Origin of the sequence: Citrobacter sp. RHBSTW-00029 (assembly GCF_014104295.1) — a bacterium.
In the GTDB taxonomy this organism is placed as follows: domain Bacteria; phylum Pseudomonadota; class Gammaproteobacteria; order Enterobacterales; family Enterobacteriaceae; genus Citrobacter; species Citrobacter youngae.
On record NZ_JABXRT010000001.1, the window covers coordinates 4,101,415 to 4,125,509 of the forward strand.

Annotated in this window: 22 protein-coding genes and 4 tRNA genes; 8 read left to right on the forward strand and 18 right to left on the reverse strand. The window is 53.9% G+C overall.

The genetic code is table 11. From position 1 onward, the window contains the following. Positions 1–2 precede the first annotated feature (2 nt). Positions 3–1,019: a lysophospholipase L2 gene (gene pldB, locus HV041_RS19840; RefSeq protein WP_115601237.1), complete on the reverse strand. Its 1,017-nt coding sequence runs from the start codon at positions 1,017–1,019 to the stop codon at positions 3–5. A 110-nt stretch (positions 1,020–1,129) separates the two neighbouring features. On the opposite strand from pldB, the gene rhtB reads away from it, so the two are divergent. Then, a complete protein-coding gene (gene rhtB / locus HV041_RS19845; protein ID WP_121585257.1) occupies positions 1,130–1,750 on the forward strand; it encodes a homoserine/homoserine lactone efflux protein in 621 nt (206 codons plus the stop codon). 45 nt (positions 1,751–1,795) lie between these two features. On the opposite strand, the gene rhtC is transcribed toward rhtB, so the two are convergent. From rhtC to pldA, 3 genes are all read right to left on the reverse strand, one after another. Then, complete coding sequence (gene rhtC, locus HV041_RS19850) at positions 1,796–2,416, reverse strand: threonine export protein RhtC (protein ID WP_048214082.1); 621 nt, start codon at positions 2,414–2,416, stop codon at positions 1,796–1,798. Positions 2,417–2,479: 63 nt separating this feature from the next. Next, positions 2,480–4,309, reverse strand: coding sequence for an ATP-dependent DNA helicase RecQ (gene recQ, locus HV041_RS19855; protein ID WP_121585256.1), 1,830 nt, complete (start codon positions 4,307–4,309; stop codon positions 2,480–2,482). A gap of 88 nt (positions 4,310–4,397) precedes the next feature. Next, on the reverse strand, positions 4,398–5,267 hold the full coding sequence (pldA, locus tag HV041_RS19860; protein ID WP_079939623.1) for a phospholipase A: 870 nt from the start codon (positions 5,265–5,267) through the stop codon (positions 4,398–4,400). Positions 5,268–5,556: 289 nt separating this feature from the next. Between pldA and yigI the strand changes: the two genes are divergently transcribed. Together yigI and rarD are read left to right on the forward strand one after the other, a co-directional pair. Then, positions 5,557–6,024 carry an acyl-CoA thioesterase YigI gene (yigI, locus tag HV041_RS19865; protein ID WP_003017917.1) on the forward strand — a complete coding sequence of 156 codons (468 nt, stop codon included), beginning with the start codon at positions 5,557–5,559 and terminating at the stop codon, positions 6,022–6,024. A gap of 51 nt (positions 6,025–6,075) precedes the next feature. Beyond that, positions 6,076–6,969 carry an EamA family transporter RarD gene (gene rarD, locus HV041_RS19870; protein ID WP_121585255.1) on the forward strand — a complete coding sequence of 298 codons (894 nt, stop codon included), beginning with the start codon at positions 6,076–6,078 and terminating at the stop codon, positions 6,967–6,969. Between the two features lie 73 nt (positions 6,970–7,042). Here the strand turns inward: rarD and corA are convergent, their stop codons facing one another. From corA to HV041_RS19905, 8 genes are all read right to left on the reverse strand, one after another. Beyond that, positions 7,043–7,993 (reverse strand): magnesium/cobalt transporter CorA, encoded by a 951-nt coding sequence (gene corA, locus HV041_RS19875; RefSeq protein WP_003017920.1) that lies wholly within the window; start codon positions 7,991–7,993, stop codon positions 7,043–7,045. Positions 7,994–8,147: 154 nt separating this feature from the next. After that, positions 8,148–8,204: a YsgD/CorL family protein gene (gene ysgD / locus HV041_RS24915; RefSeq protein ID WP_212723238.1), complete on the reverse strand. Its 57-nt coding sequence runs from the start codon at positions 8,202–8,204 to the stop codon at positions 8,148–8,150. A 148-nt stretch (positions 8,205–8,352) separates the two neighbouring features. Next, on the reverse strand, positions 8,353–10,515 hold the full coding sequence (gene uvrD / locus HV041_RS19880; protein WP_121585254.1) for a DNA helicase II: 2,163 nt from the start codon (positions 10,513–10,515) through the stop codon (positions 8,353–8,355). Between the two features lie 188 nt (positions 10,516–10,703). Continuing rightward, positions 10,704–11,420: a 5-amino-6-(5-phospho-D-ribitylamino)uracil phosphatase YigB gene (gene yigB, locus HV041_RS19885; protein ID WP_048214079.1), complete on the reverse strand. Its 717-nt coding sequence runs from the start codon at positions 11,418–11,420 to the stop codon at positions 10,704–10,706. Beyond that, positions 11,420–12,322 carry a tyrosine recombinase XerC gene (xerC, locus tag HV041_RS19890; protein WP_061066918.1) on the reverse strand — a complete coding sequence of 301 codons (903 nt, stop codon included), beginning with the start codon at positions 12,320–12,322 and terminating at the stop codon, positions 11,420–11,422. Before xerC ends, yigB begins: the two co-directional genes overlap by 1 nt. Then, positions 12,319–13,026, reverse strand: coding sequence for a DUF484 domain-containing protein (locus tag HV041_RS19895; RefSeq protein ID WP_061066917.1), 708 nt, complete (start codon positions 13,024–13,026; stop codon positions 12,319–12,321). Before HV041_RS19895 ends, xerC begins: the two co-directional genes overlap by 4 nt. Further along, positions 13,023–13,847, reverse strand: coding sequence for a diaminopimelate epimerase (gene dapF, locus HV041_RS19900; RefSeq protein WP_005133314.1), 825 nt, complete (start codon positions 13,845–13,847; stop codon positions 13,023–13,025). The genes HV041_RS19895 and dapF overlap by 4 nt, the downstream gene beginning before the upstream one ends. Positions 13,848–13,883: 36 nt before the next feature. Further along, positions 13,884–14,087, reverse strand: a complete 204-nt coding sequence (locus HV041_RS19905) for a lipoprotein (protein ID WP_005133315.1) — start codon at positions 14,085–14,087, stop codon at positions 13,884–13,886. Between the two features lie 137 nt (positions 14,088–14,224). On the opposite strand from HV041_RS19905, the gene cyaY reads away from it, so the two are divergent. Then, a complete protein-coding gene (cyaY, locus tag HV041_RS19910) occupies positions 14,225–14,545 on the forward strand; it encodes an iron donor protein CyaY (protein WP_003828967.1) in 321 nt (106 codons plus the stop codon). A gap of 40 nt (positions 14,546–14,585) precedes the next feature. Here the strand turns inward: cyaY and cyaA are convergent, their stop codons facing one another. After that, a complete protein-coding gene (gene cyaA / locus HV041_RS19915; RefSeq protein ID WP_121585252.1) occupies positions 14,586–17,132 on the reverse strand; it encodes a class I adenylate cyclase in 2,547 nt (848 codons plus the stop codon). A gap of 389 nt (positions 17,133–17,521) precedes the next feature. Here cyaA and hemC point away from each other — a divergent pair, with 389 nt between their 5' ends. The 4 genes from hemC to hemY are packed head-to-tail and all read left to right on the forward strand — an operon-like array spanning position 17,522 to position 21,605. Continuing rightward, positions 17,522–18,463 (forward strand): hydroxymethylbilane synthase, encoded by a 942-nt coding sequence (gene hemC / locus HV041_RS19920; RefSeq protein ID WP_153070218.1) that lies wholly within the window; start codon positions 17,522–17,524, stop codon positions 18,461–18,463. Then, complete coding sequence (hemD, locus tag HV041_RS19925) at positions 18,460–19,200, forward strand: uroporphyrinogen-III synthase (protein WP_048214074.1); 741 nt, start codon at positions 18,460–18,462, stop codon at positions 19,198–19,200. Before hemC ends, hemD begins: the two co-directional genes overlap by 4 nt. A 21-nt stretch (positions 19,201–19,221) precedes the next feature. Beyond that, positions 19,222–20,403: a uroporphyrinogen-III C-methyltransferase gene (gene hemX, locus HV041_RS19930; RefSeq protein ID WP_048214073.1), complete on the forward strand. Its 1,182-nt coding sequence runs from the start codon at positions 19,222–19,224 to the stop codon at positions 20,401–20,403. Between the two features lie 2 nt (positions 20,404–20,405). After that, positions 20,406–21,605 (forward strand): protoheme IX biogenesis protein HemY, encoded by a 1,200-nt coding sequence (gene hemY, locus HV041_RS19935; RefSeq protein WP_048214072.1) that lies wholly within the window; start codon positions 20,406–20,408, stop codon positions 21,603–21,605. A gap of 455 nt (positions 21,606–22,060) precedes the next feature. Here the strand turns inward: hemY and HV041_RS19940 are convergent. The 5 genes from HV041_RS19940 to HV041_RS19960 form a co-directional block, all read right to left on the reverse strand. Beyond that, positions 22,061–22,137 (reverse strand) — tRNA-Pro (locus HV041_RS19940). A 41-nt stretch (positions 22,138–22,178) separates the two neighbouring features. Further along, positions 22,179–22,264: transfer RNA gene (locus HV041_RS19945), tRNA-Leu, on the reverse strand. 20 nt (positions 22,265–22,284) lie between these two features. Then, a tRNA-His gene (locus HV041_RS19950) sits at positions 22,285–22,360 on the reverse strand. A gap of 57 nt (positions 22,361–22,417) precedes the next feature. Then, positions 22,418–22,494 (reverse strand) — tRNA-Arg (locus HV041_RS19955). Between the two features lie 102 nt (positions 22,495–22,596). Next, complete coding sequence (locus tag HV041_RS19960; protein ID WP_048214071.1) at positions 22,597–23,982, reverse strand: amino acid permease; 1,386 nt, start codon at positions 23,980–23,982, stop codon at positions 22,597–22,599. Positions 23,983–24,095: the final 113 nt, after the last annotated feature.

The window sequence follows — 24,095 nt, forward strand, 5'->3', positions numbered from 1 at the left end:
CTCTAGGCAAAGCGAGTTCCGCTGGATGAGTTATGCCTGTTGAAAAAATCAACAATAGCGTTAAGCGCGACTGAGCGCATGGCGTCCTTTTCAAAAAGGATCTCATGGTACGCGCCTTTTATGACAAGCGGCTGACCTCCTTCTACCGGATGGCCTGCTGCAGCGCGGAGTTCACAAAAACGATCGTGCATGCGGTTATCCACTACACGCTCTTCTTCGGCCTGAATCAGCAGCGTCGGCGTCGCGTCGTCTCCCGCGCCAGCCAGAACCTGTTCGCCCGCCTGAATGCCTTCACGCACCCAGTGATAGGTAGGGCCACCCACACGTAACCGCGGATCATCTGCGTAGAAGCGTAGGTTACGCCGATAGCGCTGTCGACTATGGGTGAGCGCATTCATACCGAATGGCAGCGCCCGCCAGCGCCCGGTTCCCATCGCATAGCCTTCGCGGATGCGCGGATGCCCTTCGGCCCAGTCAAGAATGTGGCGCACCATCCAGTCGGGAAAGCGCATCACAATACCAAACATTGGCGCGCAAAGCGCGATGGCATCACACTGATTCGGGTGGCGCTGCAGGAACAATGTGGCAATCGCTCCGCCCATAGAATGCGCCAGGATATAGCGTTTTCTCCATGGGCCGGGTAGCACCTCCTGCTGCCAGAAGGCGGTTAGATCGTCGACATAGTCATTAAAGTTATCGACATGACCGCGATGTGGATCCGAAAGCATTCGCCCGGAACGCCCCTGACCACGGTGATCGATAATGAGCACGTCAAAACCAGAATGAAACAGGTCATACGCCAGTTCAGCGTATTTCACGTAGCTTTCAATGCGTCCAGGACAGACGACGATGACGCGATCGTTTTTTTCTGCATGAAAACGAACAAAATGTACGGGGATATCATCCACACCCGTAAATTCCGCTTCTTCCCGCTGACGCCAGAAATCTGTCAGTGGCCCCATGGAAAAAGCAGCAAACGCGTTTTCTCTTGTTTCCCAGTCTTTTTGCTGCTGAAACATCGGGTATCCAGCCTCGCTGACCAAGTAAAATCGTTTTTTTCGCCGTCGCTGACACAACCTAACGGCAGTAGCGTATTGTGGCATAAAAATAGACAATCCGGGAGTTTCTCATGACCTTTGAATGGTGGTTCGCCTACCTGCTGACCTCAATTATTTTGAGCCTGTCTCCTGGCTCTGGCGCAATCAACACCATGACCACCGCCATCAGCTACGGTTATCGCGGGGCCAGCGCGTCGATTGCGGGTTTACAGACCGGGCTGGGCATTCATATCGTTTTGGTTGGCGTGGGGCTGGGAACGCTATTTTCACGTTCGGTGATCGCGTTTGAGGTGCTGAAGTGGGCGGGAGCGGCCTATCTGATTTGGCTGGGTATTCAACAATGGCGGACAGCGGGCGCTATCGATCTGAACACCATGGCGAATACACAATCGCGCAGCCGCCTGTTCAAACGCGCGGTCTTTGTGAATCTGACCAACCCCAAAAGCATTGTTTTTCTTGCCGCCCTGTTCCCGCAGTTCATTCTGCCGCAGGAACCGCAGCTGATGCAGTATGTGGTGCTTGGCGTTACGACCATCGTGGTCGATATCATTGTGATGATCGGTTACGCAACGCTGGCTACGCGCATTGCAGGATGGATTAAAGGACCAAAGCAAATGAAGGCGCTGAACAAAGTGTTCGGTTCGCTGTTTATGCTGATCGGCGCCCTGCTGGCATCAGCACGACATGCCTGATAACAGTGCCGGATAGCGTTAACGCTTATCCGGTCTGGAAGGAACTCAGCGCGAAATAATCAGATGAATACCAAAGCCTGCGAACAATGCCCCAGCAAAACCGTCAATCCACTTCGCCAGACGCTGATAGCCGCGGCGCATTTTCGGCAGCGCAAACAGGCTGGCAACCACGGTAAACCACGCCAGCGTCTCCACGATGATCAGGGCAAAAATCCCCCAACGCGCGCCCGTTCCCACGTTGTCGCCAACAAATAACGAGAAGACGGAGCCAAAATAGATAATGGCTTTAGGGTTCGCCAGGTTGGTCAGCAGACCTTTCAAAAAGCTGCGTCCGCTTTGCGCCAGCTCAACTTGCGGTGCGGGTGCCGCAACATCCTGTTTTTTAAACGCACCGCGCAGCATTTGATAACCCATCCAGCACAGATACAGACCACCGCCGACCATAATAATGGTGTGCAGCCAGGCCATTTTTTCGATGATCAGATGCAGGCCGAGCAGCGCCACGCCGGCCCAGACCATGACGCCGCAGGTAATGCCCAGCACGCCCATCATCGCTTCTTTGCGCGAACGGCTAACGGCCGTTTGAGAGACAAAGAAAAAATCGGGACCGGGACTCATCAGCGCAACGATGTGCACCAGCGCAACGGTGAAAAATAGCGTTAACATAAAAATGACTCGCGGGGGAATAGTTCAGTGAGTCACCATCCTGGCACTTTTTTGCCTGGCTGACTACTCTTCGTCGTCACCATCAACATGTGCGCGGATAAGCGCCATAAATTCTTTGCCAAAACGCTCAAGTTTACGCATCCCCACCCCGTTAACGCTTAGCATTTCACTCGGTGAAACCGGCATCTGTTCGGCCATTTCAATCAGCGTGGCGTCGTTGAACACCACGTACGGCGGGATATTCTCTTCATCGGCAATGGCTTTACGCAGCTTACGCAATTTGGCGAACAATTTGCGATCGTAATTACCGCCGAAGGATTTCTGCATTGCGCGCGGTTTCAGCGCCACAATACGCGGCACAGCAAGCTGTAGTGGAACTTCACCGCGCAGTACCGGACGCGCAGCTTCGGTTAACTGTAACGCCGAGTGATGGGCAATATTCTGTGTGACCAGACCAAGATGAATAAGCTGGCGAATAACGCTGACCCAATGTTCATGGCTCTGCTCACGACCAATGCCGTAGACCGGCAGTTTGTCATGGGCCAGCTCACGAATTCGCTGGTTGTTTGCCCCGCGCAGAACCTCGACGACATAACCCATACCAAAGCGTTGATTTACGCGGTAGATCGTCGACAGCGCTTTACGCGCATCCATGAGTCCGTCGTACTGTTTTGGTGGGTCGAGACAAATATCGCAGTTACCGCACGGCTCCTGACGCCCTTCGCCAAAGTAGTTCAGCAGCACCAGACGACGGCAGGTTTGCGCCTCGGCAAATGCCCCCATCGCATTGAGCTTATGGCGCTCGATATCCAGCAGCTGTCCGGCGGGCTTTTCTTCGAGACAACGGCGTAACCACGCCATATCTGCTGGATCGTAAAACAGCATTGCTTCCGCAGGCAGGCCGTCACGCCCGGCGCGCCCGGTTTCCTGGTAGTAGGACTCGATGTTGCGCGGAATATCGAAATGCACCACGAAGCGCACGTTGGGTTTGTTGATCCCCATGCCGAACGCCACGGTTGCCACCACAATTTGCAGATCATCGCGCTGGAATTTCTCCTGTACGTCGGCGCGTACGGTATTTTCCAGCCCTGCATGATAAGCCCCGGCACTGATGCCTCGGCTTTGCAGGCGCGCGGCGGTGTCTTCAACTTTAGCACGGCTGTTGCAGTAGATAATGCCGGACTTACCGCGCTGCTCTTGCACATAGCGCATCAGCTGATCGAGCGGCTTAAACTTCTCCATCAGCATGTAGCGAATATTTGGGCGGTCAAAACTGCTGATCTGAATTAACGGGTCGTTGAGCCCCAGCAGACGCACAATGTCCAGCCGGGTGGTTTCGTCCGCAGTCGCGGTCAGCGCCACAAACGGCAGGGTTGGGAAGCGTTGACGCAACTGTCCCAGCGCCGCGTATTCCGGGCGGAAATCATGCCCCCACTGCGAAATACAGTGCGCTTCATCAACCGCCAGCAGCACCGGGTTCCAGTGCGCCAGATTTTCAAGGAAGTTATCCAGCATCAGACGTTCAGGCGCAATGTACAACAGGCGAATCTGCCCGCTGCGACAGCCTGCCATCACCTCAAGCTGCTGTTCGCGACTTTGGGTGGAGTTCAGACACGCTGCCGCCACGCCGTTGGCCAGCAGTTGATCGACCTGATCTTTCATCAGAGAAATCAGCGGAGAAACAACAACGGTGAGCCCGTTGAGCAATAATGCGGGGATCTGATAGCACAGGGATTTACCGCCACCTGTCGGCATAACGACCAGGCAGTCGCGACCAGAGATCACGGTATCAATGATTTCTTCCTGACCCGGGCGAAACTGTTGGTAGCCAAAGGTTTCCTGCAAAACCTGTTTAGCGCCCATTTCCAGATTCAACACTTCCGCCTGCGCCACATTAACCCCATTAGCCTGAAATAAAAACAGGCGCTATTTTCAGCGCCTGAGAGAGAAACTGCAATGATTAAAATACTCTCAATATCTGTCAGAAGATATCGTTGAGCATCACGCCCACGCCAACACGGGTCTGATTGAAGTTATAGTCAATCAGCGATTCGCCGTAACCACTGTAGACCTGAGTGTATAGACGCACATGCTTCGTGATGGGGTAACTGGCTCCCAGCTCTGCGCCACCGTAGCCGGTATTCCAGTTGTACTGGCCTTTCACACTGATGACCGCGTCACCCAGGTGATAACCCATTTTCAGCTGATAGTAGCCCATATATTTTGTGATATCCGGGTTATCGTCAGTGCTGCCGATGACGTACCACGGCTTAACTTCCACCAGCCAGTTACCATTTTCAGCCATCAGACGAGTATAAAGACGGTTCCAGCTACGTGAAGTGGGATCGGAGCGGCCGTTGGAGTCATGGTTATAACCCATTTCGACATCACGGAGCGTCCAACCGGCGAAGCGATAGTCGGTGGCGAAACCGAGGAACAATTGCGGTTCGTAGTTGGTTTCGCGAAACGGTGAAGACTCTTCACTATTCGAAAGCTGCCACCAGGACTTCTGGGTATAGGAACCACCGAGTACCGAATTTGGGCCTAATATCCCGCGCCAGAGCGGAAACGCCAGGCTTAGCTGAAACTTAACCTCATCTTTGCGCGCATTTTCGGACCAGCTATAGCTGCTGATCGCCTCTTTGTTCATGTCGCTGGTATTGGTGTAGATGAGATAGTTGGTGTCATAGGGGTACAGCGTGAAAGGATTATCGTGTTCTTGCAGCATGTTGGCGATAATACTGCCTCTCACTGCTGGTGCATCATGGATCTCTTTCACTGTCGCTTCCTGCGCATACGCGGTCAACGGCAGCATGACTGCTGGTAGTAACCATCCCAGAATCGCCCGCATCAGTACTGTTCTCCTGAACCAAAATATTGATGAATTGTATAATTTTCTGACAAGTATTCTATACCCTAAATAATTCAAATTGCAGGAAGGCGGCAAGTCTGTAAACCCCAGGAGCTTACTAAAGTAAGTGACTGGGGTGAGCAGACGCTGCCAACGCACATGCAACTTGAAGTATGACGGGTATACATACTTAGCGAGTTCCTCGTTAATCATCCCGTCCTAAAGTAGAAGACAACAAATAATAAGCATAATATGAACATTTCATTAACTATTAAGATGTAGGGATCGTATGTCTGCCGTACTTACTGCTGAGGAAGCGCTGAAGTTAGTGGGTGAAATGTTTGTCTATCATATGCCGTTTAACCGGGCGCTGGGACTGGAGCTTGAACGCTATGAGAAAGAATTTGCCCAATTAGCCTTTAATAACCAACCGATGATGGTCGGCAACTGGGCGCAAAGCATTTTGCATGGCGGCGTGATCGCCTCGGCGCTGGACGTCGCCGCCGGACTGGTGTGCGTTGGGAGTACGCTGACTCGCCATGAAACGATCAGCGAAGACGAACTGCGTCAGCGGATGTCACGCATGGGAACCATCGATTTGCGCGTTGATTACCTGCGCCCGGGCAGAGGAAATCGCTTTACCGCCACCAGCAGCCTGCTGCGGGCGGGTAATAAAGTCGCCGTTGCACGCGTGGAACTGCATAACGAAGAACAGCTTTATATTGCCAGCGCAACCGCCACTTATATGGTGGGGTAAGCAGCCAAAAAAAGGTAAACTGCTGTTACATTTCTGCAATGAGTTTTCCCGATGGATGCTAAACAAACGCGGCAGGGCGTGTTACTCGCTCTTGCTGCTTATTTTATTTGGGGTATCGCTCCTGCCTACTTCAAGCTGATTTACTATGTCCCGGCAGATGAGATCCTGACGCACCGTGTCATCTGGTCATTTTTCTTCATGGTGGTGCTGATGAGCATCAGCCGCCAGTGGTCGGGTGTCAAAACATTGCTCCAGACGCCAAAGAAGATCTTCCTGCTGGCGCTCTCGGCGGTGCTCATCGGCGGAAACTGGCTGCTGTTCATTTGGGCGGTCAATAATCACCATATGCTGGAAGCCAGCCTCGGCTATTTTATTAACCCACTGGTGAATATTGTGCTGGGAATGCTTTTCCTCGGCGAACGCTTTCGTCGCATGCAGTGGCTGGCGGTACTATTAGCCGCCTGCGGCGTGCTGGTACAGCTGTGGACCTTTGGATCGCTGCCAATCATCGCGCTGGGACTGGCGTTCAGCTTTGCTTTCTATGGTCTGGTGCGCAAGAAGATTGCGGTCGAAGCACAAACCGGCATGCTGATCGAAACCCTGTGGCTTTTACCCGTTGCAGCCATCTATCTGTTTGGTATTGCGGACAGCCCAACCAGCCATATGGGGCAAAACCCGATGTCGCTCAATCTGCTGCTGATTGCTGCGGGTGTCGTGACCACCATACCGCTGCTGTGCTTTACCGGCGCAGCAACCCGCCTGCGTCTGTCGACGCTGGGTTTTTTCCAGTACATTGGCCCTACGCTGATGTTCCTGCTGGCGGTAACGTTCTACGGTGAAGTACCGGGTGCAGATAAGATGGTGACCTTCGCGTTTATCTGGGTCGCGCTGGCGATTTTCGTGATGGATGCGATTTATACGCAACGACGGGTACGTCGGGGCTAGGGGATTGCCGGATGGCGCTTCGCTTATCCGGCCTACAAAAGCACATCACCGTAGGCCGGATAAGTCACCGCCATTACAGCCAGTTCTTGCGCTTAAAGTACAGGTACGGAGCCAGACCGGCGAGCATCATAAAGACAATCGCCCCAGGATAACCGAAGCTCCAGTGCAGTTCCGGCATGAATTCAAAGTTCATCCCGTAGCTTGAAGCCACCAGCGTCGGCGGCAGGAACACCACGGAGACCACCGAGAAGATCTTGATGATGCGGTTCTGCTCGATGTTGATAAAACCCATCGCTGCCTGCATCAAGAAGTTAACCTTCTGGAACAGCGATTCATTGTGCGGCAGCAGAGATTCGATATCGCGCAGGATCTCACGCGCCTGCTCCAGCTGACTGCCCGGCAACCGCGCTTTACGCACCAGGAAATTCAGTGCGCGCTGGGTATCCATCAGACACAAGCGTACCTTCCAGCCGATATCTTCCAGTTCCGCCAGCGTCGACAGCGCTTCGTCATATTCATCGCCCTGACGCCCTTCCATGATCACACGGCTGAGTTTTTCCAGGTCGCTGTAGATGTTTTCGATCTCATCCGCCAGCTGTTCAATTTTGGTTTCGAACAGGTCGAGCAACAGCTCGTAGGCATTGCCATCCACCATAGCCTGGTTACGCGCACGCATGCGGTACAGGCGAAAGGCCGGCAATTCGCGCTCGCGCAGGGTAAACAGACGGCCTTCGCGAATAGTAAATGCGACGGTTGAGTTACCCGCGTGATCGTCGGCGTCTTCATAAAAGAAGAAGGAGTGAATGTGCAGACCGTCTTCGTCTTCAAAAAAACGCGCGGATGCTTCGATGTCTTCCAGTTCAGGGCGCGTAGCCAGATTCTGGCCCAAGTCCTTTTGCACACGGTTTCGTTCTTCGTCATCCGGCTCGACTAAATCGACCCAAACCGAACTGGCCAGGTGCTCGATCTCGTCTGCCTCAAGGCGAGTTAAACGATTGTTTTCCAGTTGAAATGCGCTCAGCATGACCGGGACTCCCAATGCAAAAAATTATCGGACAGTTCGGAGGGCACACAGAAACAAATTGGGTTTCAGACCATTAAACAGCCTGACTCAGCGCGACGGGAAAAAACAGAAGGTCGCTGACAACCGCGAAGGCTATCAGCAAAAAGGGATAGCCTTAGGAGTTGATCCTGGATGACAGGATAATGAGCCAGTATCTACTGGGTGTGTCCAAGGCGAATGTCCTCTTAGCGTAATCGTGCGCGCATGTTACGCCAGCAAAATTTTGACGTCAACACGCAACGAAACGCTAGCCTGGATAAATTACCTGCTCATCAGTAAGGCTAGCAGATCGTTACAAAATAATGATATTTTTCTGAAAGTTATACCGTTTCCAGTCGGGCATAGGCCGCCACCAGCCATTTAATCCCCTGCCCCTGGAACGCGACCTGCAAACGACTGTGCTCGCCGCTGCCTTCCAGATTGACAATGGTGCCCTCGCCAAACTTGGCATGGCGCACGCGCTGGCCAAGTTTGTAGCCGGTATCGTTTTCCGCCATTGGCGTGCCCATTCGCTGATGGCTCACCGGACGGCTGACCGTGGCGCGCAGACGCACCTCTTCAACACACGCTTCCGGCAGTTCACCAATAAAGCGCGACGGGCGATGGTAAACCTCTTTGCCGTACAGACGACGCGTTTCGGCGTAGGTCAGCGTCAGCTTTTGCATTGCGCGGGTCACGCCGACGTAGGCCAGGCGGCGTTCCTCTTCGAGACGTCCGCCTTCGTCCAGCGACATCTGGCTGGGGAACATGCCTTCTTCCATGCCGACGATAAACACCTGCGGGAACTCCAGACCTTTCGCCGAGTGCAGGGTCATCAGCTGAACCGCATCCTGCCAGGTATCCGCCTGCCCTTCGCCCGCCTCCAGCGCGGCGTGAGACAGGAACGCCTGCAGTGGCATTAAGTCTTCATCTTCCTCGTTGTAGCTGAACTGGCGCGTTGCCGTCACCAGTTCGTCTAAGTTTTCGATACGCGTCTGGCCCTTCTCGCCTTTTTCCTGCTCGTACATCATGCGCAGCCCGGAGTCTTTAATCACCCGGTCAGTCTGCACGTGCAGCGGCATATCGGTGGTCTCCTGGGCCAGGGCGTCAATCAGCTCCATAAAACGCTGTAAGGCGCTGGCGGCGCGACCCGCAAGGGCTTTTTCCTGCAACAGTTCACGACAGGCCTGCCACAGCGTTAGCTGGCGGTCACGTGAGGTCTGGCGCACCACATCTAAAGTACGATCGCCAATCCCGCGCGTCGGTGTATTCACCACGCGTTCAAACGCAGCATCATCGTTGCGGTTAGCGATCAGGCGCAGGTAGGAGAGTGCATCTTTGATTTCCTGGCGTTCGAAGAAGCGCATCCCGCCATAAATACGGTACGGCATGCTGGCCTGTAACAACGCCTCTTCCAGTACGCGCGACTGGGCGTTGCTGCGGTACAGAATAGCGCATTGTTCAAGCGCACCACCGTTGTCCTGCCAGGTCTTGATACGATTGACCACAAAGCGCGCTTCATCGAGTTCGTTGAACGCGCAGTACAGCGAGATCGGTTCACCGTCGACGCCGTCGGTCCACAGCTTTTTACCCAGACGCCCGTTGTTGTTCTCAATCAGGGCGTTAGCTGCGCTGAGGATATTGTTGGTCGAGCGGTAATTCTGCTCGAGGCGAATGGTTTCTGCGCCCGGGAAATCGGTGAGGAAGCGCTGGATGTTTTCCACCTGCGCCCCGCGCCAGCCGTAGATCGACTGGTCGTCATCACCCACGATCATCACTTTACCGGTATCGCCCGCCAGCAGGCGGATCCAGGCGTATTGAATGTTGTTGGTGTCCTGGAATTCGTCCACCAGGATATTGGTAAAGCGTTCGCGATAGTGCTGCAGGATATGCGGTTTGTTGAGCCACAGTTCATGGGCGCGCAGCAGCAGCTCGGCGAAATCCACCAACCCGGCGCGGTCACACGCTTCCTGATAGGCTTGATAAACCTTCTGCCAGGTTTGCTCAACCGGGTTGCCATAGCTCTGCAGATGGTGCGGGCGCAGCCCTTCGTCTTTCTGACTATTGATAAACCACATCGCCTGACGCGGCGGCCACTGCTTCTCATCCAGGTTCATCGCTTTGATCAGACGCTTAAGCAGACGCAATTGGTCTTCGCTGTCGAGGATCTGGAAATCCTGCGGCAGGTTGGCATCCATATGGTGCGCACGCAGCAGACGGTGCGCCAGACCGTGGAACGTACCCACCCACATACCGCCCTGGCTGGTTCCCATGATCTGACCAATACGGTGGCGCATTTCCGCTGCCGCTTTGTTGGTAAAGGTTACCGCCATAATCGAGTACGGCGAGTTGTTCTCTACCGTCAGTAACCAGGCGATACGGTGCACCAGCACGCGCGTTTTACCACTCCCCGCGCCTGCCAGAACCAACATGTTGCTGCGTGGCGCGGCCACAGCCTGGCGCTGTTCGTCATTGAGGCTATCGAGCAGGTAAGAAACGTCCATTGGCACCGCCGGAATCAACAGGGCCAGTAATACACTAAGCAATTCGAGTTGCAGGAAGGCGGCAAGGGAGTTCATCCCCCGGAGCGTACTTCAGTACGTGACTGGGGTGAACGAGTGCAGCCAACGCATCTGCAACTTGAAGTGCGACGTGTATGGGCCCCTGGGAATTTATACAGAGTTGTTGGTGATTATATCAGCGAGGTCAGAGATGCCAACTGTGAAATTTCGATATGCGGAAGCAAACGACTGTCTGCGGTGTGCATCAGGTCGGCATTTTCCGGTTTAATCCAGCAAGCCTGCATACCGCAACGGATGGCTCCCGCGACGTCTGTCGTCAGGTCATCGCCCACGTGCAGAATCTCACCCACGGGCATGTTCAGTTTTTCCGCCGCCAGCGCGTACATGTCGCTGAATGGTTTTGATCGTCCGTCGGGACCGGCGCGCAGCACAAACTCAAAGTAATCACCCAGGCCAAACAGTTCCGGCTGCGCGTTACCGTTGGTAATCGCCACCAGCGGCCATTTGCGGGCCAGCGCTTTCAGCGTGTCATGCGTCGTCTGCGGGACTTCAATGCGGCTACGCCATTTGGCAAAATTCATCATCGCCGCATTCGCCCCCATTCTGGCTTCTGCCGCTGACAAACCCGCTTCCAGCATAGCGCGCTCTACGGCACGGTGACGCCATTGGGTAACATCGTGGTAGATTTCCGGCTCGGCGTCGCGAACGGCCTGACGTAAGCGCTGGAGGTCGCTATTTTGCAGCGAACTCAGCGCCGGATGGTAATTCTGTACAAACGCGAGCGCTTCCTGCTCGGTGCGTGTGATAACGGGACGGTTATCGTAAAGAGTGTCATCAAGGTCAAAGGTGAGCGCAGAAATGCGCCCCAAAGGCCGGTAAAAACGCATTATTTCCCCCGTTTGGCGCGCGGATGCGCCGCATCGTACACTGAAGCCAGGTGTTGAAAATCAAGATGGGTATAGATTTGGGTTGTGGAGAGATTGGCATGACCCAATAACTCCTGCACTCCGCGCAGATCGCCGCTCGACTCCAGCATATGCGTCGCAAAGGAGTGGCGTAATTTGTGGGGATGTACGTGGCTGTTCAGCCCCTGCTTGATACCCCATTCAGCAAAGCGTTTCTGCACGTTCCGCGCAGAGATGCGTTTGCCCAGTTTTGACAGAAATAGCGCATCGTCATCGCAACCAAAGAGTCCGCGCAGATCCAGCCAGTGCTCAATCCACGCCACCGCATTGCGGCCAATCGGCAGGCGGCGCTCTTTACTGCCCTTGCCCATCACCCACACTTCGCCGGTGTCGAGATCGAGATGTTTAATATCCAGCCCAACCAGTTCAGATAAACGCAGCCCGGCACCGTACATCACTTCCAGCATCGCACGGTCGCGCACGGCGAGGGGATCGTTGAGATCGATATCCAGCAGGCGATTAACGTCGTCGACGTCGATATTTTTGGGTAAATGGCGCGGCGCTTTGGGTGCGGAAACGCTTTTTGCCGGATTGGCGTTCAGCTCGCCCTGACTGACCATCCAGTCGAAGAAACTGCGCAGTGCAGACAGGCGCAAAGCCAGACTCGCCGGTCCCAGCCCTTTACGGCGGCTGCGCACGGCAAAACTACGAACCATGAGCGCATCACACTGCTGCCAGCTTTGCAGACCGGTTTCACCGGCTAACGCGATGATGGCATCAAGCTGACGCTGATAATTAAGCAATGTGATCGGGCTAAGCTGGCGCTCAACGCCCAGATAGCGCAAAAAGCGCGCCACATCCTGAGAAAGGGGTGAATCGGTCATACGCGTTCAATCCAGCGCTCCAGCAGCTCCGGCAACATCAGCGAGATTTCCTGCAGCAATTGCGTGCCCTGCCCCTGCTGGTAATGATTAACATCACGACTGCTAAACAGCATCACGCCAAGGGATCCATCCTGCCCGAGCATCGACATCGCGACTGAGCCTATGGCTTTCGCCTCCGGCATCATCACCAGCAATTCCGGGCCATTAAGCGGCCCAAGATAGTGCTGCGACTGACCCAGACGCTGGATACGCAACGGTTCAAAAGCCTGACGGCTTAATGCCAGATGGGTGAATTTTGATGGCGCGCCAAGTCGCCAGCGATCCGGGAACAGACGAACCGTCGCTCCCGCCAGCCCTAACTCACGCGCCCAGCGATGAAGTCGCATCAGCATGTCGTCGAGACTGTTCGCGGACACCAGTCGTCCTTGCAGATTTAACAGTCGATAGAACAGGCTTTCGTTGGCATTCGCTTGTTCCATCAACAGCGCCATGTTCTCTTCCAGCACGTTGATATGATTGCGTGCCCGAGCCATATGCCATTCAACTAAAGAGACCGTGCCCCGCACCGGGTGCGGGACGCGCATCGCTTCAACCGCTTGAGCATTACGGATAAAAAACTCAGGATTACGTTGCAGATAATCGACGACCGCCCGGTCGTCCAGTTCCATGAGCGTTTCCTGTAGTTCTTCCCCTGGTTGCTTCATAAGTGAATAAATCCGTCGTAGACATGTGCCGCCGGGCCAGTCATATATAACGGATGACCCGGACCTTTCCAGGCGATATCAAGTCGACCGCCCGGTAATTCCACCCTCACTTCATCTGCCAGCAGACCCTGCTGAATACCAACCGCAACAGCGGCGCACGCCCCGCTGCCGCAGGCCTGCGTTTCACCCGCCCCGCGCTCATAAACACGCAGTCGAATATGCTCACGCTTGACCACTTGCATGAAGCCGATATTGGCGCGTTCAGGGAAGCGCTCGTGACTTTCCAGAACCGGTCCCAGTGTTTCTACCGTGGCCGTATCAACATCATCAACCTGAATCACGCAGTGCGGATTCCCCATTGAAACCACGCCGCACAATACTGTCTGCTCGGCCACTCGCATAATATAGGTCTTCTCTGCTTTATTGGCACGAAAAGGGACCTGCGAGGGTTCAAAGTTGGGTTCACCCATGTTGACCCGCACCAGCTCATCATCCGTTACGCTTAATACCATCCGGCCATTCGCGGTACTGACGCGAATATCGCGCTTATTGGTCAGCCCTTTCAGGCGAACAAAGCGGGCAAAACAGCGGGCGCCATTGCCACACTGTGACACTTCACTGCCGTCGGCATTAAAAATACGGTAGTGGAAATCCAGCTCCGGATCGTACGGAGGCTCAACCACCAGCAGTTGATCAAATCCAACGCCGAGATGTCTGTCGGCCAGGCGGCGGATCAGCTCGGGTGAGAAAAAGACATTCTGCGTTACCGCGTCGACGACCATAAAATCGTTGCCAAGGCCATGCATTTTAGAGAATTGCATTGTTTACTCCGTTCACGCGGGTACAGAAACTTACCGTCAGTAATTCACCTGAGAAGGTCCATCACTGATTCCACGATCGTTTTTATCTGGCGTCGTAGATTGTGCTGGTGACTGAATGCTCTTCGTCGGAGGCGGCGCGTTTTTGTCTGCTGGCGGGAAATAGAGAGGTCCCTTCAGACCACAGCCCGTCAGGCTGAACAGTGTAAAAAGTACAGCGAGTGCCTGAAACACGTTTTTCATTATGGATTGCCTGTAAGTTCATGCTTTCTGTTTTCTATCATCGCAGGAGAAGGCGTAAAAGCAAGAGTTTGGCTAAAAACTGCAACGTGATTTATTCCGCGTTATACTGCGACCATCACGAAAAACAGGATAAAAAAATGAACGACAGTGAATTTCATCGCCTTGCCGACACCCTGTGGATGACCATTGAAGAGCGCCTGGACGACTGGGATGGCGACAGCGATATCGATTGTGAAATCAACGGCGGCGTGCTGACCATCAGCTTCGAAAACGGCAGCAAAATTATTATTAACCGTCAGGAGCCGCTGCACCAGGTGTGGCTGGCGACCAAACAGGGCGGCTACCACTTTGATCTGAAAGGCGACGAGTGGATCTGCGATCGTAGCGGCGAAACGTTCTGGGATCTGCTGGAACAGGCGGCAACGCAACAAGCGGGTGAAGAGGTTAGCTTCCGTTAAGTTGTAGTGCCGGATGCGCTTCGCTTATCCGGCATCATGTTCACGAAAAATACTGCTGCAACAGCGGTGTGTCGTTATCCTGACTGGTTTGCGGGACTGGACTAATCGGCTGGGTGCGGAACGGGATCACCTGCGCGCGCCCATCAGTTTTCACAATCTGATAAAACTGCGGCAGGTTAAAGTTGATGAAGCTGGAGCCGTAGGTAAAACGATCGTGCGACGATGAGTAGAAACGGCTGACGTCGCGTACCAGTTCCTCTTTACTACCTTCGCAGTGGTGATACACCTCGGCCCGATTGCTTTCGTCCAGAATGTAGATATTAAAGCCCTGCTCATCACCCGTCTCTTCAAAAAAGAACTGAATGATCCCTTCGCTGGCAAAACCGTCCACCACCGACGGCAATTTCACATGGTTGGTCTCAACCTGGACGGAAAGACCGTGCAGTTTGTTGTGCGAAATCGCGCCATAGAATTCAATCGCGTTTTCCAGCTTCTGTACCGAGACATTCAGGCGTTCGAAGAACAGCCCCCACGTCTGGCCGGAAACACGCAGTGCTTTAAAGCGTCCGGTTTCCTGGCGCGTACTGGACAGGCGTAATTCGATGCACTCAGACACCAGTTGCTGTACGCGGGTACGAATTAAACCGCGCAGATGCTGGCTATAGCAGAAGACCTCAACGCTATCCGGCGGCGCGGCATCCTGATGCATTTTGCCCAGAATCGTTTTTAACGCTTCAATCATCGCCTGCTCGCCGTTGAAGTGCAGGGTTCGCACTTCATTCCACGAGTTGCGATACAGCAGGTCTACGCTACCCACCAGGCAATTTTGCTCTTCGCCAAAGCTGAAGACATCCAGCTTACGGAAATCAAAATGCACCACCTGATTGCGGAATGCCGCCGTCGGGTCATATTCGAGGTTAACGATAATCGCCAGATGGCGAATTTCGCATGGGCTATAGAGCGCTTTCGGCGTTGGCGCAGGCAGTCGCAGCGGGAAGTGGTGCGACACGTCGGCGACCATTTCCTGCAACTTCGGCAAATCAACAATGCCGTTGCCCTTAATAAACAAATGCGTACGCGAGGTCAGCAGGCCATTGAACCAGGCCCACGCCACCAGCTTGTTGAGATAGCGGTTATATTCCAGCGGCTGATGGCTGATGATCGAGTCCATGTTAGGCGCGCGGTTGTAGAGATACCAACCCGAACGGTTGGCACGACCCGGCGGTACATGGATAAAGGTCAGATTCGGTTCCGAGAGATCCGGAGATATCTGCGGGTTCACCAGCGTGACCTTACCCGGCAACGCTTCAAACGCAGCATACAGCTTACGGGTCAGCACGCCAATATCCTGCGGACTGGCGCTGACGCTAAGATTGTTACGGCGCGCAAAGCGGATCAAATTACGATAGCTCTGCATCATTGCGTCGAGCAGTTCGTTGTGCGCTTCGCGTACCTGGTCAATTTTCCAGTTAGCGCGATTATCCAGCATGGTCAGACGGGCTTCATCCCAACCCCACTCTGTCACTAACTGACTTAATACTTCACGACGCCAGCCCACGCAGGCGCGTTCACGGCTCAGTTTCTCACAGACTTTTAAGTAGAAACATCGACGCACTAAATCCAGACGCGTCGGGTCTTCGATCGCCGTGAGGTATTCGGTCACGCGCTCCAGCATCATGCAGTATGGGTCGAGACCAAAAGAGACAATCTCGCCGTCGTGCAGGCGCTGTTTAATGTCTTTCGCCAACAGGCGTGGATTGGGGTATTCCCAGGAATAGGCTTCCAGCAGCAGCGTTTTCAGCACCGCTTTGTACGGGGAGTCGATACTCTTGTACAGCTGCCAGAGGCTGGCGCCAAAATACTCTTCGGCAGAGAGCGAACTGAGCCCGCCGAGATCCAACCATTCGTTTGGCGTTAGCACCCCTTGTGCGTAGAGCGTCATGACGTAATCGTCGTAATGCTCTTCTTCGTCGCCCGGCACCATATTCCACAGAATACGTTTACCCGCGAGGCGCACAGCGGTGCGATAGAATTCATCAAGCAGCAGAATATGCTGCGTCGAGCCACAGTCCTCACCACCCAGACTGCCGCTTTCATTGTGACGGAAACGGTTTTCGTCAATCAGGAAGAAACTGACTTCCACGCCCAGCGACGCGGCCCAACTTTCCAGCAGGCTACATTTACGCTGCAGCAACTGGCGCTCTTCGCTATCCAGCCAGGATTGATGGCAGACCCAGATATCAAGGTCAGACGAACAGCTCTGCCCTACCGAAGAGGTACTGCCCATCGAGTAAACGCCGGTGATCGGCAGTTCGCCCTTTGGGGGATCCTGCGGCGACATACCGCGGTACAGTTCCAGCTCATTCAGGTAGTGGCGTTGGGTTTCATCAGGCGTGTAAAAGCATATGCCTTTGGGAACGTTACCATCGAGGTAACCCGGCATCAGTGGGTGGTGGTAGTGCAATAATGTCGGCAGCAGACTGTATACCTGCTGGAAGGCAGGTCCCATGGCAGCAAGCGCGCGATCCACACGCAGTTGATTTATGGCATCCAGTCTCTGTTTCAGAGTCTCAATATAGAGGTACAAGACGTATCGCCTGATGTTGCATCCGTCATGGTGTCGATAGCGGCGGCGCAAACGCTCACCACCCTCGTTATCAATCCGGATAAACCGTATGTCAAAAATAACCGTTACCTTTTTCACCTGCACTTTTATTAGTTACAGATGAAAAAATGGTCTAAAACGTGATCAATTTAACACCTTGCTCATTGACCGTAAAGAAAGATGCGCTACTTACAAGTGTAGCACCGTTCGTTACGTGTAAATTCCTTCATACGGTCGGGAGGTTTCTCGTCATTAATCACTGCCAGTGATGATGCAGCGCCTTTTCCTCTCACTTACGTTTGAGCGTAACGCTGACATCCCTTTGATAAGGATGTTAGGATGGTCAATGATTGATAATGACGGTAACAAGCATGTTAGACAATGTTTTGAGAATTGCCACACGCCAAAGCCCCCTTGCGCTCTGGCAGGCACATTATGTCAAAGACGCCTTAATGGCAAACCACCCCGGTCTGATCGTGGAACTGGTTCCCATGGTGACCCGTGGCGACGTGATTCTGGATACCCCACTGGCAAAAGTCGGGGGTAAAGGTTTGTTTGTTAAAGAGCTGGAAGTCGCACTACTGGAAAAACGCGCCGATATCGCCGTGCACTCCATGAAGGATGTGCCGGTTGAATTCCCTGACGGTCTTGGACTGGTCACCATTTGCGAGCGTGAAGATCCGCGTGATGCTTTTGTCTCCAATAAGTACAACACGCTGGATGAACTCCCGGCAGGTAGCATCGTTGGAACGTCCAGCTTACGTCGCCAGTGCCAGTTGGCGAAGCGTCGTCCGGACCTCATCATCCGTTCGCTGCGCGGCAACGTAGGCACTCGCCTGAGCAAACTGGATAACGGCGACTACGACGCGATTATTCTGGCGGTCGCCGGATTAAAACGCTTAGGACTGGAGTCGCGAATCCGTACTGCTCTGCAGCCAGAAGTCTCCCTGCCTGCGGTCGGACAAGGCGCAGTTGGCATAGAATGTCGACTGGATGACATGCGCACTCAGGCGCTGTTAGCGCCGCTCAACCATGAAGAAACTGCGCTACGCGTCAAAGCCGAACGTGCCATGAACACCCGCCTGGAAGGGGGATGTCAGGTGCCCATCGGCAGTTATGCCGAACTCATCAACGGTGAGATTTGGCTACGAGCGCTGGTTGGCGCGCCTGACGGTTCGCAGATGGTATGCGGAGAACGTCGCGGCGCCGCGCAGGATGCGGAAAAAATGGGTATATCTCTGGCAGAAGAACTGCTGGAAAACGGTGCTCGCGCCATTCTGGCTGAAGTTTATAACGGAGATGCCCCCGCATGAGTATTCTGGTCACCCGCCCGTCTCCCGCTGGGGAAGAGTTAGTGAGCCGTCTGCGCACACTGGGGCAGGTGGCCTGGAGCTTTCCGCTTATTGAGTTCGCGCCGGGCCGGGAACTGCCAACGCTTGCCCCCCGTCTTTCGGCGCTCACCGAAAACGATCTGGTCTTCGCACTCTCGCAGCACGCCGTCACCTTTGCCGATGCCGAGCTTCAGCGGCAAGGGGTAAGTTGGTCCACTCTCCCGCACTATTTTGCCATCGGCCGTACAACGGCGCTGGCGTTACACACCGTGAGCGGATGCAATATTCACTACCCTCTGGATCGGGAAATCAGCGAAGTCTTGCTACAATTACCTGAATTACAAAATATTGCGGGAAAACGCGCACTGATATTACGCGGCAACGGTGGCCGCGAGCTAATAGGTGAAACCCTGACAGCACGCGGAGCTGATGTCGATTTTTGTGAATGTTATCAACGCAGTGCAAAACATTACGATGGCGCAGAGGAAGCGATGCGCTGGCAATCTCGCGGCGTGACCACGCTGGTTGTCACCAGCGGAGAGATGCTACAACAGCTCTGGTCGCTCATTCCGCAATGGTATCGTGAGCACTGGTTACTACGCTGTCGGCTGCTGGTCGTCAGTGAGCGTCTGGCGCACCTCGCCCGGGAACTGGGCTGGCAAGATATTAAGGTCGCTGATAACGCTGACAACGATGCGCTGCTACGCGCATTACAATAACTCTCATAATGGGATGCCATAATGACGGAACAAGAAAAAACCTCCGCCGTGGTTGAAGAGACCAGGGAGGCCGTGGAAACCACATCACAGCCAGTCAATACTGAAAAAAAGAGTAAGAACAGCACGGCGCTGATTCTGAGCGCGGTGGCGATTGCTATTGCGCTGGCGGCAGGTGTGGGGCTGTATGGCTGGGGAAAACAGCAGGCCACTACGCAGACAGCAACCAGTGATGCGCTGGCAAACCAGCTCATGGCGCTGCAAAAAGCGCAAGAAACCCAAAAGACCGAGCTGGAAGGCATTATTAAGCAGCAGGCAACACAGCTGGATGAAGCCAATCGCCAGCAGACTGCGCTGGCCAAACAGCTTGATGAGGTTCAGCAAAAAATCGCCACTATCTCCGGAAGCGATGCCAAAACCTGGCTACTGGCGCAGGCCGATTTTCTGGTGAAACTGGCGGGGCGTAAATTATGGAGCGATCAGGACGTTACCACCGCCGCAGCGTTGCTGAAAAGCGCCGACGCCAGCCTGGCTGACATGAATGACCCCAGTTTAATTGCCGCTCGTCGCGCGATTACCGACGATATCGCCAGCCTCTCTGCGGTAACTCAGGTCGACTATGATGGCATTATCCTCAAGGTAAACCAGCTCGCTAACCAAATTGATAACCTGCGTCTGGCTGATAACGATACCGATGATTCACCGATGGATTCTGACAGCAGCGAGCTTTCCAGTTCCATTAGCGAATGGCGCGTCAATCTGCAAAAAAGCTGGCAGAACTTTATGGACAGTTTTATCACCATTCGCCGTCGTGATGAAACCGCCGTCCCGCTACTGGCGCCAAACCAGGATGTTTACTTACGTGAGAACATCCGTTCACGCCTGCTAGTGGCGGCGCAAGCCGTACCTCGCCATCAGGAAGAAACATACCGCCAGGCGCTGGAAAATGTCTCCACGTGGGTTCGCGCCTATTACGACACTGACGATGCGGCGACAAAAGCGTTCCTTGAAGAGGTCGATCAACTGAGCCAGCAAAGCATCAGCATGGACGTACCGGAAACACTTCAGAGCCAGGTTATTCTTGAGAAGCTAATGCAGACTCGCGTGCGTAATTTGCTGGCCCAGCCATCCACATCACCGGCTGAAGCCGCACCTGCACCAGTACCTCAGGCAGATGCTCCGGCAGCCGCGCCGCAAGGAGAATAATGATGCTAAAAGTATTGTTGCTCTTTGTGCTGTTGATCGCCGGGATCGTCGTCGGTCCGATGATAGCCGGTCATCAGGGCTACGTGCTGATCCAGACGGATAACTACAACATCGAAACCAGCGTGACGGGTCTGGTGATCATTCTGATCGTCGCGATGGTCATTCTTTTTGCGATTGAGTGGCTGCTGCGCCGTATATTCCGTACTGGTGCGCATACCCGCGGCTGGTTCGTGGGGCGTAAACGCCGTCGTGCGCGTAAGCAGACCGAGCAGGCGCTGCTTAAACTGGCAGAAGGCGACTATCAGCAGGTTGAAAAGCTGATGTCAAAAAATGCCGATCACGCAGAACAGCCGGTGGTGAATTACCTGCTGGCGGCAGAAGCGGCTCAGCAGCGTGGTGATGAAGCTCGCGCTAATCAACACCTTGAACGCGCAGCCGAACTCGCCGGAAATGATACGATCCCAGTCGAAATCGCCCGTGTTCGTTTGCAGCTGGCGCGTAATGAAAACCATGCCGCACGCCACAGCGTAGACAAACTGCTGGAAGTGACGCCACGTCATCCGGAAGTCTTGCGCCTGGCTGAACAGGCTTATATTCGCACCGGCGCATGGAGTTCTTTGCTGGATATCATTCCATCAATGGCGAAAGCGCATGTGGGTGATGAAGAACACCGTGCGATGCTGGAACAGCAGGCATGGGTGGGTCTGATGGATCAGGTTCGCGCCGATCAGGGCAGCGAGGGATTACGCGCATGGTGGAAAAACCAGAGCCGTAAGACTCGTCATCAGGTTGCCCTGCAGGTGGCGATGGCAGAACATCTGATTGAGTGTGACGATCACGATACGGCACAGCAAATCATCATCGATGGTCTGAAACGTCAGTATGACGACCGCCTGGTGCTGCCGATCCCACGTCTGAAAACCAACAACCCGGAACAGATAGAAAAAGTACTGCGCCAGCAAATTAAAGTGGTGGGCGACCGCCCACTGCTGTGGAGTACGCTTGGTCAGTCATTGATGAAGCACGGTGAATGGCAGGAAGCTACGCTCGCCTTCCGTGCCGCGCTTAAACAACGCCCGGATGCATACGACTACGCCTGGCTTGCCGACGCACTGGACAGGCTGCATCAGCCGGAAGAAGCCGCCACCCTGCGCCGTGATGGCCTGATGTTGACACTGCAGAACAACAATCCCCCGCAGTAACTCCTGAATGCCCGGTGACGCTTTCGCTTACCGGGCCTACATATTTTTCAATCGTATACGCAAAATCATTCGAGAAGCAGCTCGAAGGATTTTGTTTATGCATAAAAAAACGCCCGCTCGGTAAGGAGCAGGCGTTAAACAGGTCTGTATGACAACATAAATGGGTGCTTCACTCAACGTTATGTCCATGGTGTTTGATGAAGCTAAAGCGACATCTGTCAGTGGACGATAAGCACCGTAAACGGCTCTGCATCATTCCTGAGTTTATGAGGCCTGATGGCGAACATAAGAGATGGAATGAGCATCTACACGCATATTATTACACAGCGTATGCGGTGATTGCACTGTAAAAACTAGGGATTGCGGCTTTTTAGGACTTCATGACATTTGGGGGAGAAGAGGTACAAAAGCGAAGAACAGAAAACAAAAAACCCCGCCGAAGCGGGGTTCAAAATTGGTCGGCGAGAGAGGATTCGAACCTCCGACCCACTGGTCCCAAACCAGTTGCGCTACCAAGCTGCGCTACTCGCCGTTTTACTGCTTTTTGAATTTTTAGTTCAATTCTTTAAGTCGTGGTGCGAGGGGGGGGACTCGAACCCCCACATCCTAAGGACACTAACACCTGAAGCTAGCGCGTCTACCAATTCCGCCACCTTCGCATTTCACAACTTTAAATTAATGGGGTGGCTAATGGGATTCGAACCCACGACAACTGGAATCACAATCCAGGGCTCTACCAACTGAGCTATAGCCACCACTGCAAATCTTTTACGCGGTATTAAAACCACCGCAGCTCCGGCACCATTACTAAATGGTGCGCCCGACAGGATTCGAACCTGAGACCTCTGCCTCCGGAGGGCAGCGCTCTATCCAGCTGAGCTACGGGCGCTTAGCGCCGTTGCGGGGCTGGATATTACGGAGGTCTCGGTCTGCTGTCTAGTGCTTTTTTAAAATAAATTATCGTTTGGTCACGCTTTGTGCGTTTTGTCGCTTATTCCTGCAATTTTTGGGCTGTGCCATGACGATTCAGGCCAAAAACCTTATAAATGAGCGTCACCGCCAGTAAGAAGCCGATGCCAACAAACAGCGACATTCGGGTATCTTCATTAAAGTACATGCCGATTAATACGCAAATCAGGAACGCCATCGTCAAATAATTCGCCCACGGGAACAAAATCGAGCGGAAAGGATGACTGGCGATCGCCGCCTTATGGGCCTGACGGAAACGCAGTTGGCTTATCAGGATCACAAACCATGGCACCATCCCCGGCAGTACGCTGGCGCTATAAACATAAACGAATACACGCTGCGGGTTGGGAATGATGTAGTTCAGGCACGAACCAATCAGCAGGATGGCGATAGAAATGGCCACGCCGGCAACCGGTACGCCATGACGCGAAACTTTTCCAACAGCGGCGGGTAGTTGGCGATTCTTTGCCAGCGCATAGAGCATACGGCCACAGCTGTACATCCCGCTGTTACAGCCAGATAGCGCCGCCGTCAGGACCACAAAGTTGATAATCCCAGCGGCCGCTGTAATACCAATCCTGGCAAAAGTGAGAACGAACGGGCTGCCGTTACTGCCAATCTCATTCCACGGGAAGATAGTGACGATAACAAAAATCGCCCCCACGTAGAAAATCAGGATACGCCACAGCACTTTACCTACCGCGCTACGCAGTGTGACCTGTGGATTTTTCGCTTCACCAGCCGTGATGCCGATCAGCTCCACGCCCTGATAGGAAGCAACAACAATACACAATGCTGTCAGGAACCCTTTCCAGCCCCCCGCGAAGAAACCGCCATGCTCGGTCAAATTGCCAAAGCCGATCGCCTGACCACCGTTACCAAAGCCGAAGAAAATAACCCCTACGCCAATGACAATCATCACAATGATGGTGGTCACTTTGATCATGGCAAACCAGAATTCGATTTCACCATACAAGCGAACTGCTGCCAGGTTTGCTAACGCAACCAGTCCAACAGCAATCAGTGCGGGTATCCATTGCGCCATTTCCGGGAACCAGAACTGCACGTAGACCCCAATGGCGGTAATCTCCGAGATCCCCACCGCCATCCACATAAACCAGTATGACCATGCGGTAAGATAGCCAAAGAAGGGGCTCATGTAGCGGTGAGCGTAAACGGCGAATGAGCCGGTGACCGGCTCCAGGAACAACATCTCCCCCATGGAACGCATGATGAAGAAGACGAACAACCCAGCGACGATATACGCCAGAAGAACCGACGGTCCCGCCCATTTCAGGGTACTGGCAGCCCCCATAAACAGTCCGACGCCAATGGTGCCCCCAAGGGCAATTAATTCGATGTGACGAGCCTCCAGCCCACGCTGTAGCTCAGGTTTGTTCTCGGCCATAGATCCTCTTGTTGTGTTTGCATTGTTTCCGGTATTACCGGTTATCGTTATGGGTACATCGTTTTTTGCCATAACAGGCCATTCAGCACCGACCACTTTACGGTTGGCGCCAA

Coding starts and splice junctions, on each gene's coding strand:
- pldB (WP_115601237.1), bottom strand. CDS start 1,019: ATGTTTCAGCAGCAAAAAGACTGGGAAACAAGAGAAAACGCGTTTGCT.
- rhtB (WP_121585257.1), top strand. CDS start 1,130: ATGACCTTTGAATGGTGGTTCGCCTACCTGCTGACCTCAATTATTTTG.
- rhtC (WP_048214082.1), bottom strand. CDS start 2,416: ATGTTAACGCTATTTTTCACCGTTGCGCTGGTGCACATCGTTGCGCTG.
- pldA (WP_079939623.1), bottom strand. CDS start 5,267: ATGCGGGCGATTCTGGGATGGTTACTACCAGCAGTCATGCTGCCGTTG.
- yigI (WP_003017917.1), top strand. CDS start 5,557: ATGTCTGCCGTACTTACTGCTGAGGAAGCGCTGAAGTTAGTGGGTGAA.
- rarD (WP_121585255.1), top strand. CDS start 6,076: ATGGATGCTAAACAAACGCGGCAGGGCGTGTTACTCGCTCTTGCTGCT.
- corA (WP_003017920.1), bottom strand. CDS start 7,993: ATGCTGAGCGCATTTCAACTGGAAAACAATCGTTTAACTCGCCTTGAG.
- uvrD (WP_121585254.1), bottom strand. CDS start 10,515: ATGGACGTTTCTTACCTGCTCGATAGCCTCAATGACGAACAGCGCCAG.
- yigB (WP_048214079.1), bottom strand. CDS start 11,420: ATGCGTTTTTACCGGCCTTTGGGGCGCATTTCTGCGCTCACCTTTGAC.
- xerC (WP_061066918.1), bottom strand. CDS start 12,322: ATGACCGATTCACCCCTTTCTCAGGATGTGGCGCGCTTTTTGCGCTAT.
- HV041_RS19895 (WP_061066917.1), bottom strand. CDS start 13,026: ATGAAGCAACCAGGGGAAGAACTACAGGAAACGCTCATGGAACTGGAC.
- dapF (WP_005133314.1), bottom strand. CDS start 13,847: ATGCAATTCTCTAAAATGCATGGCCTTGGCAACGATTTTATGGTCGTC.
- HV041_RS19905 (WP_005133315.1), bottom strand. CDS start 14,087: ATGAAAAACGTGTTTCAGGCACTCGCTGTACTTTTTACACTGTTCAGC.
- cyaY (WP_003828967.1), top strand. CDS start 14,225: ATGAACGACAGTGAATTTCATCGCCTTGCCGACACCCTGTGGATGACC.
- hemC (WP_153070218.1), top strand. CDS start 17,522: ATGTTAGACAATGTTTTGAGAATTGCCACACGCCAAAGCCCCCTTGCG.
- hemD (WP_048214074.1), top strand. CDS start 18,460: ATGAGTATTCTGGTCACCCGCCCGTCTCCCGCTGGGGAAGAGTTAGTG.
- hemX (WP_048214073.1), top strand. CDS start 19,222: ATGACGGAACAAGAAAAAACCTCCGCCGTGGTTGAAGAGACCAGGGAG.
- hemY (WP_048214072.1), top strand. CDS start 20,406: ATGCTAAAAGTATTGTTGCTCTTTGTGCTGTTGATCGCCGGGATCGTC.
- HV041_RS19960 (WP_048214071.1), bottom strand. CDS start 23,982: ATGGCCGAGAACAAACCTGAGCTACAGCGTGGGCTGGAGGCTCGTCAC.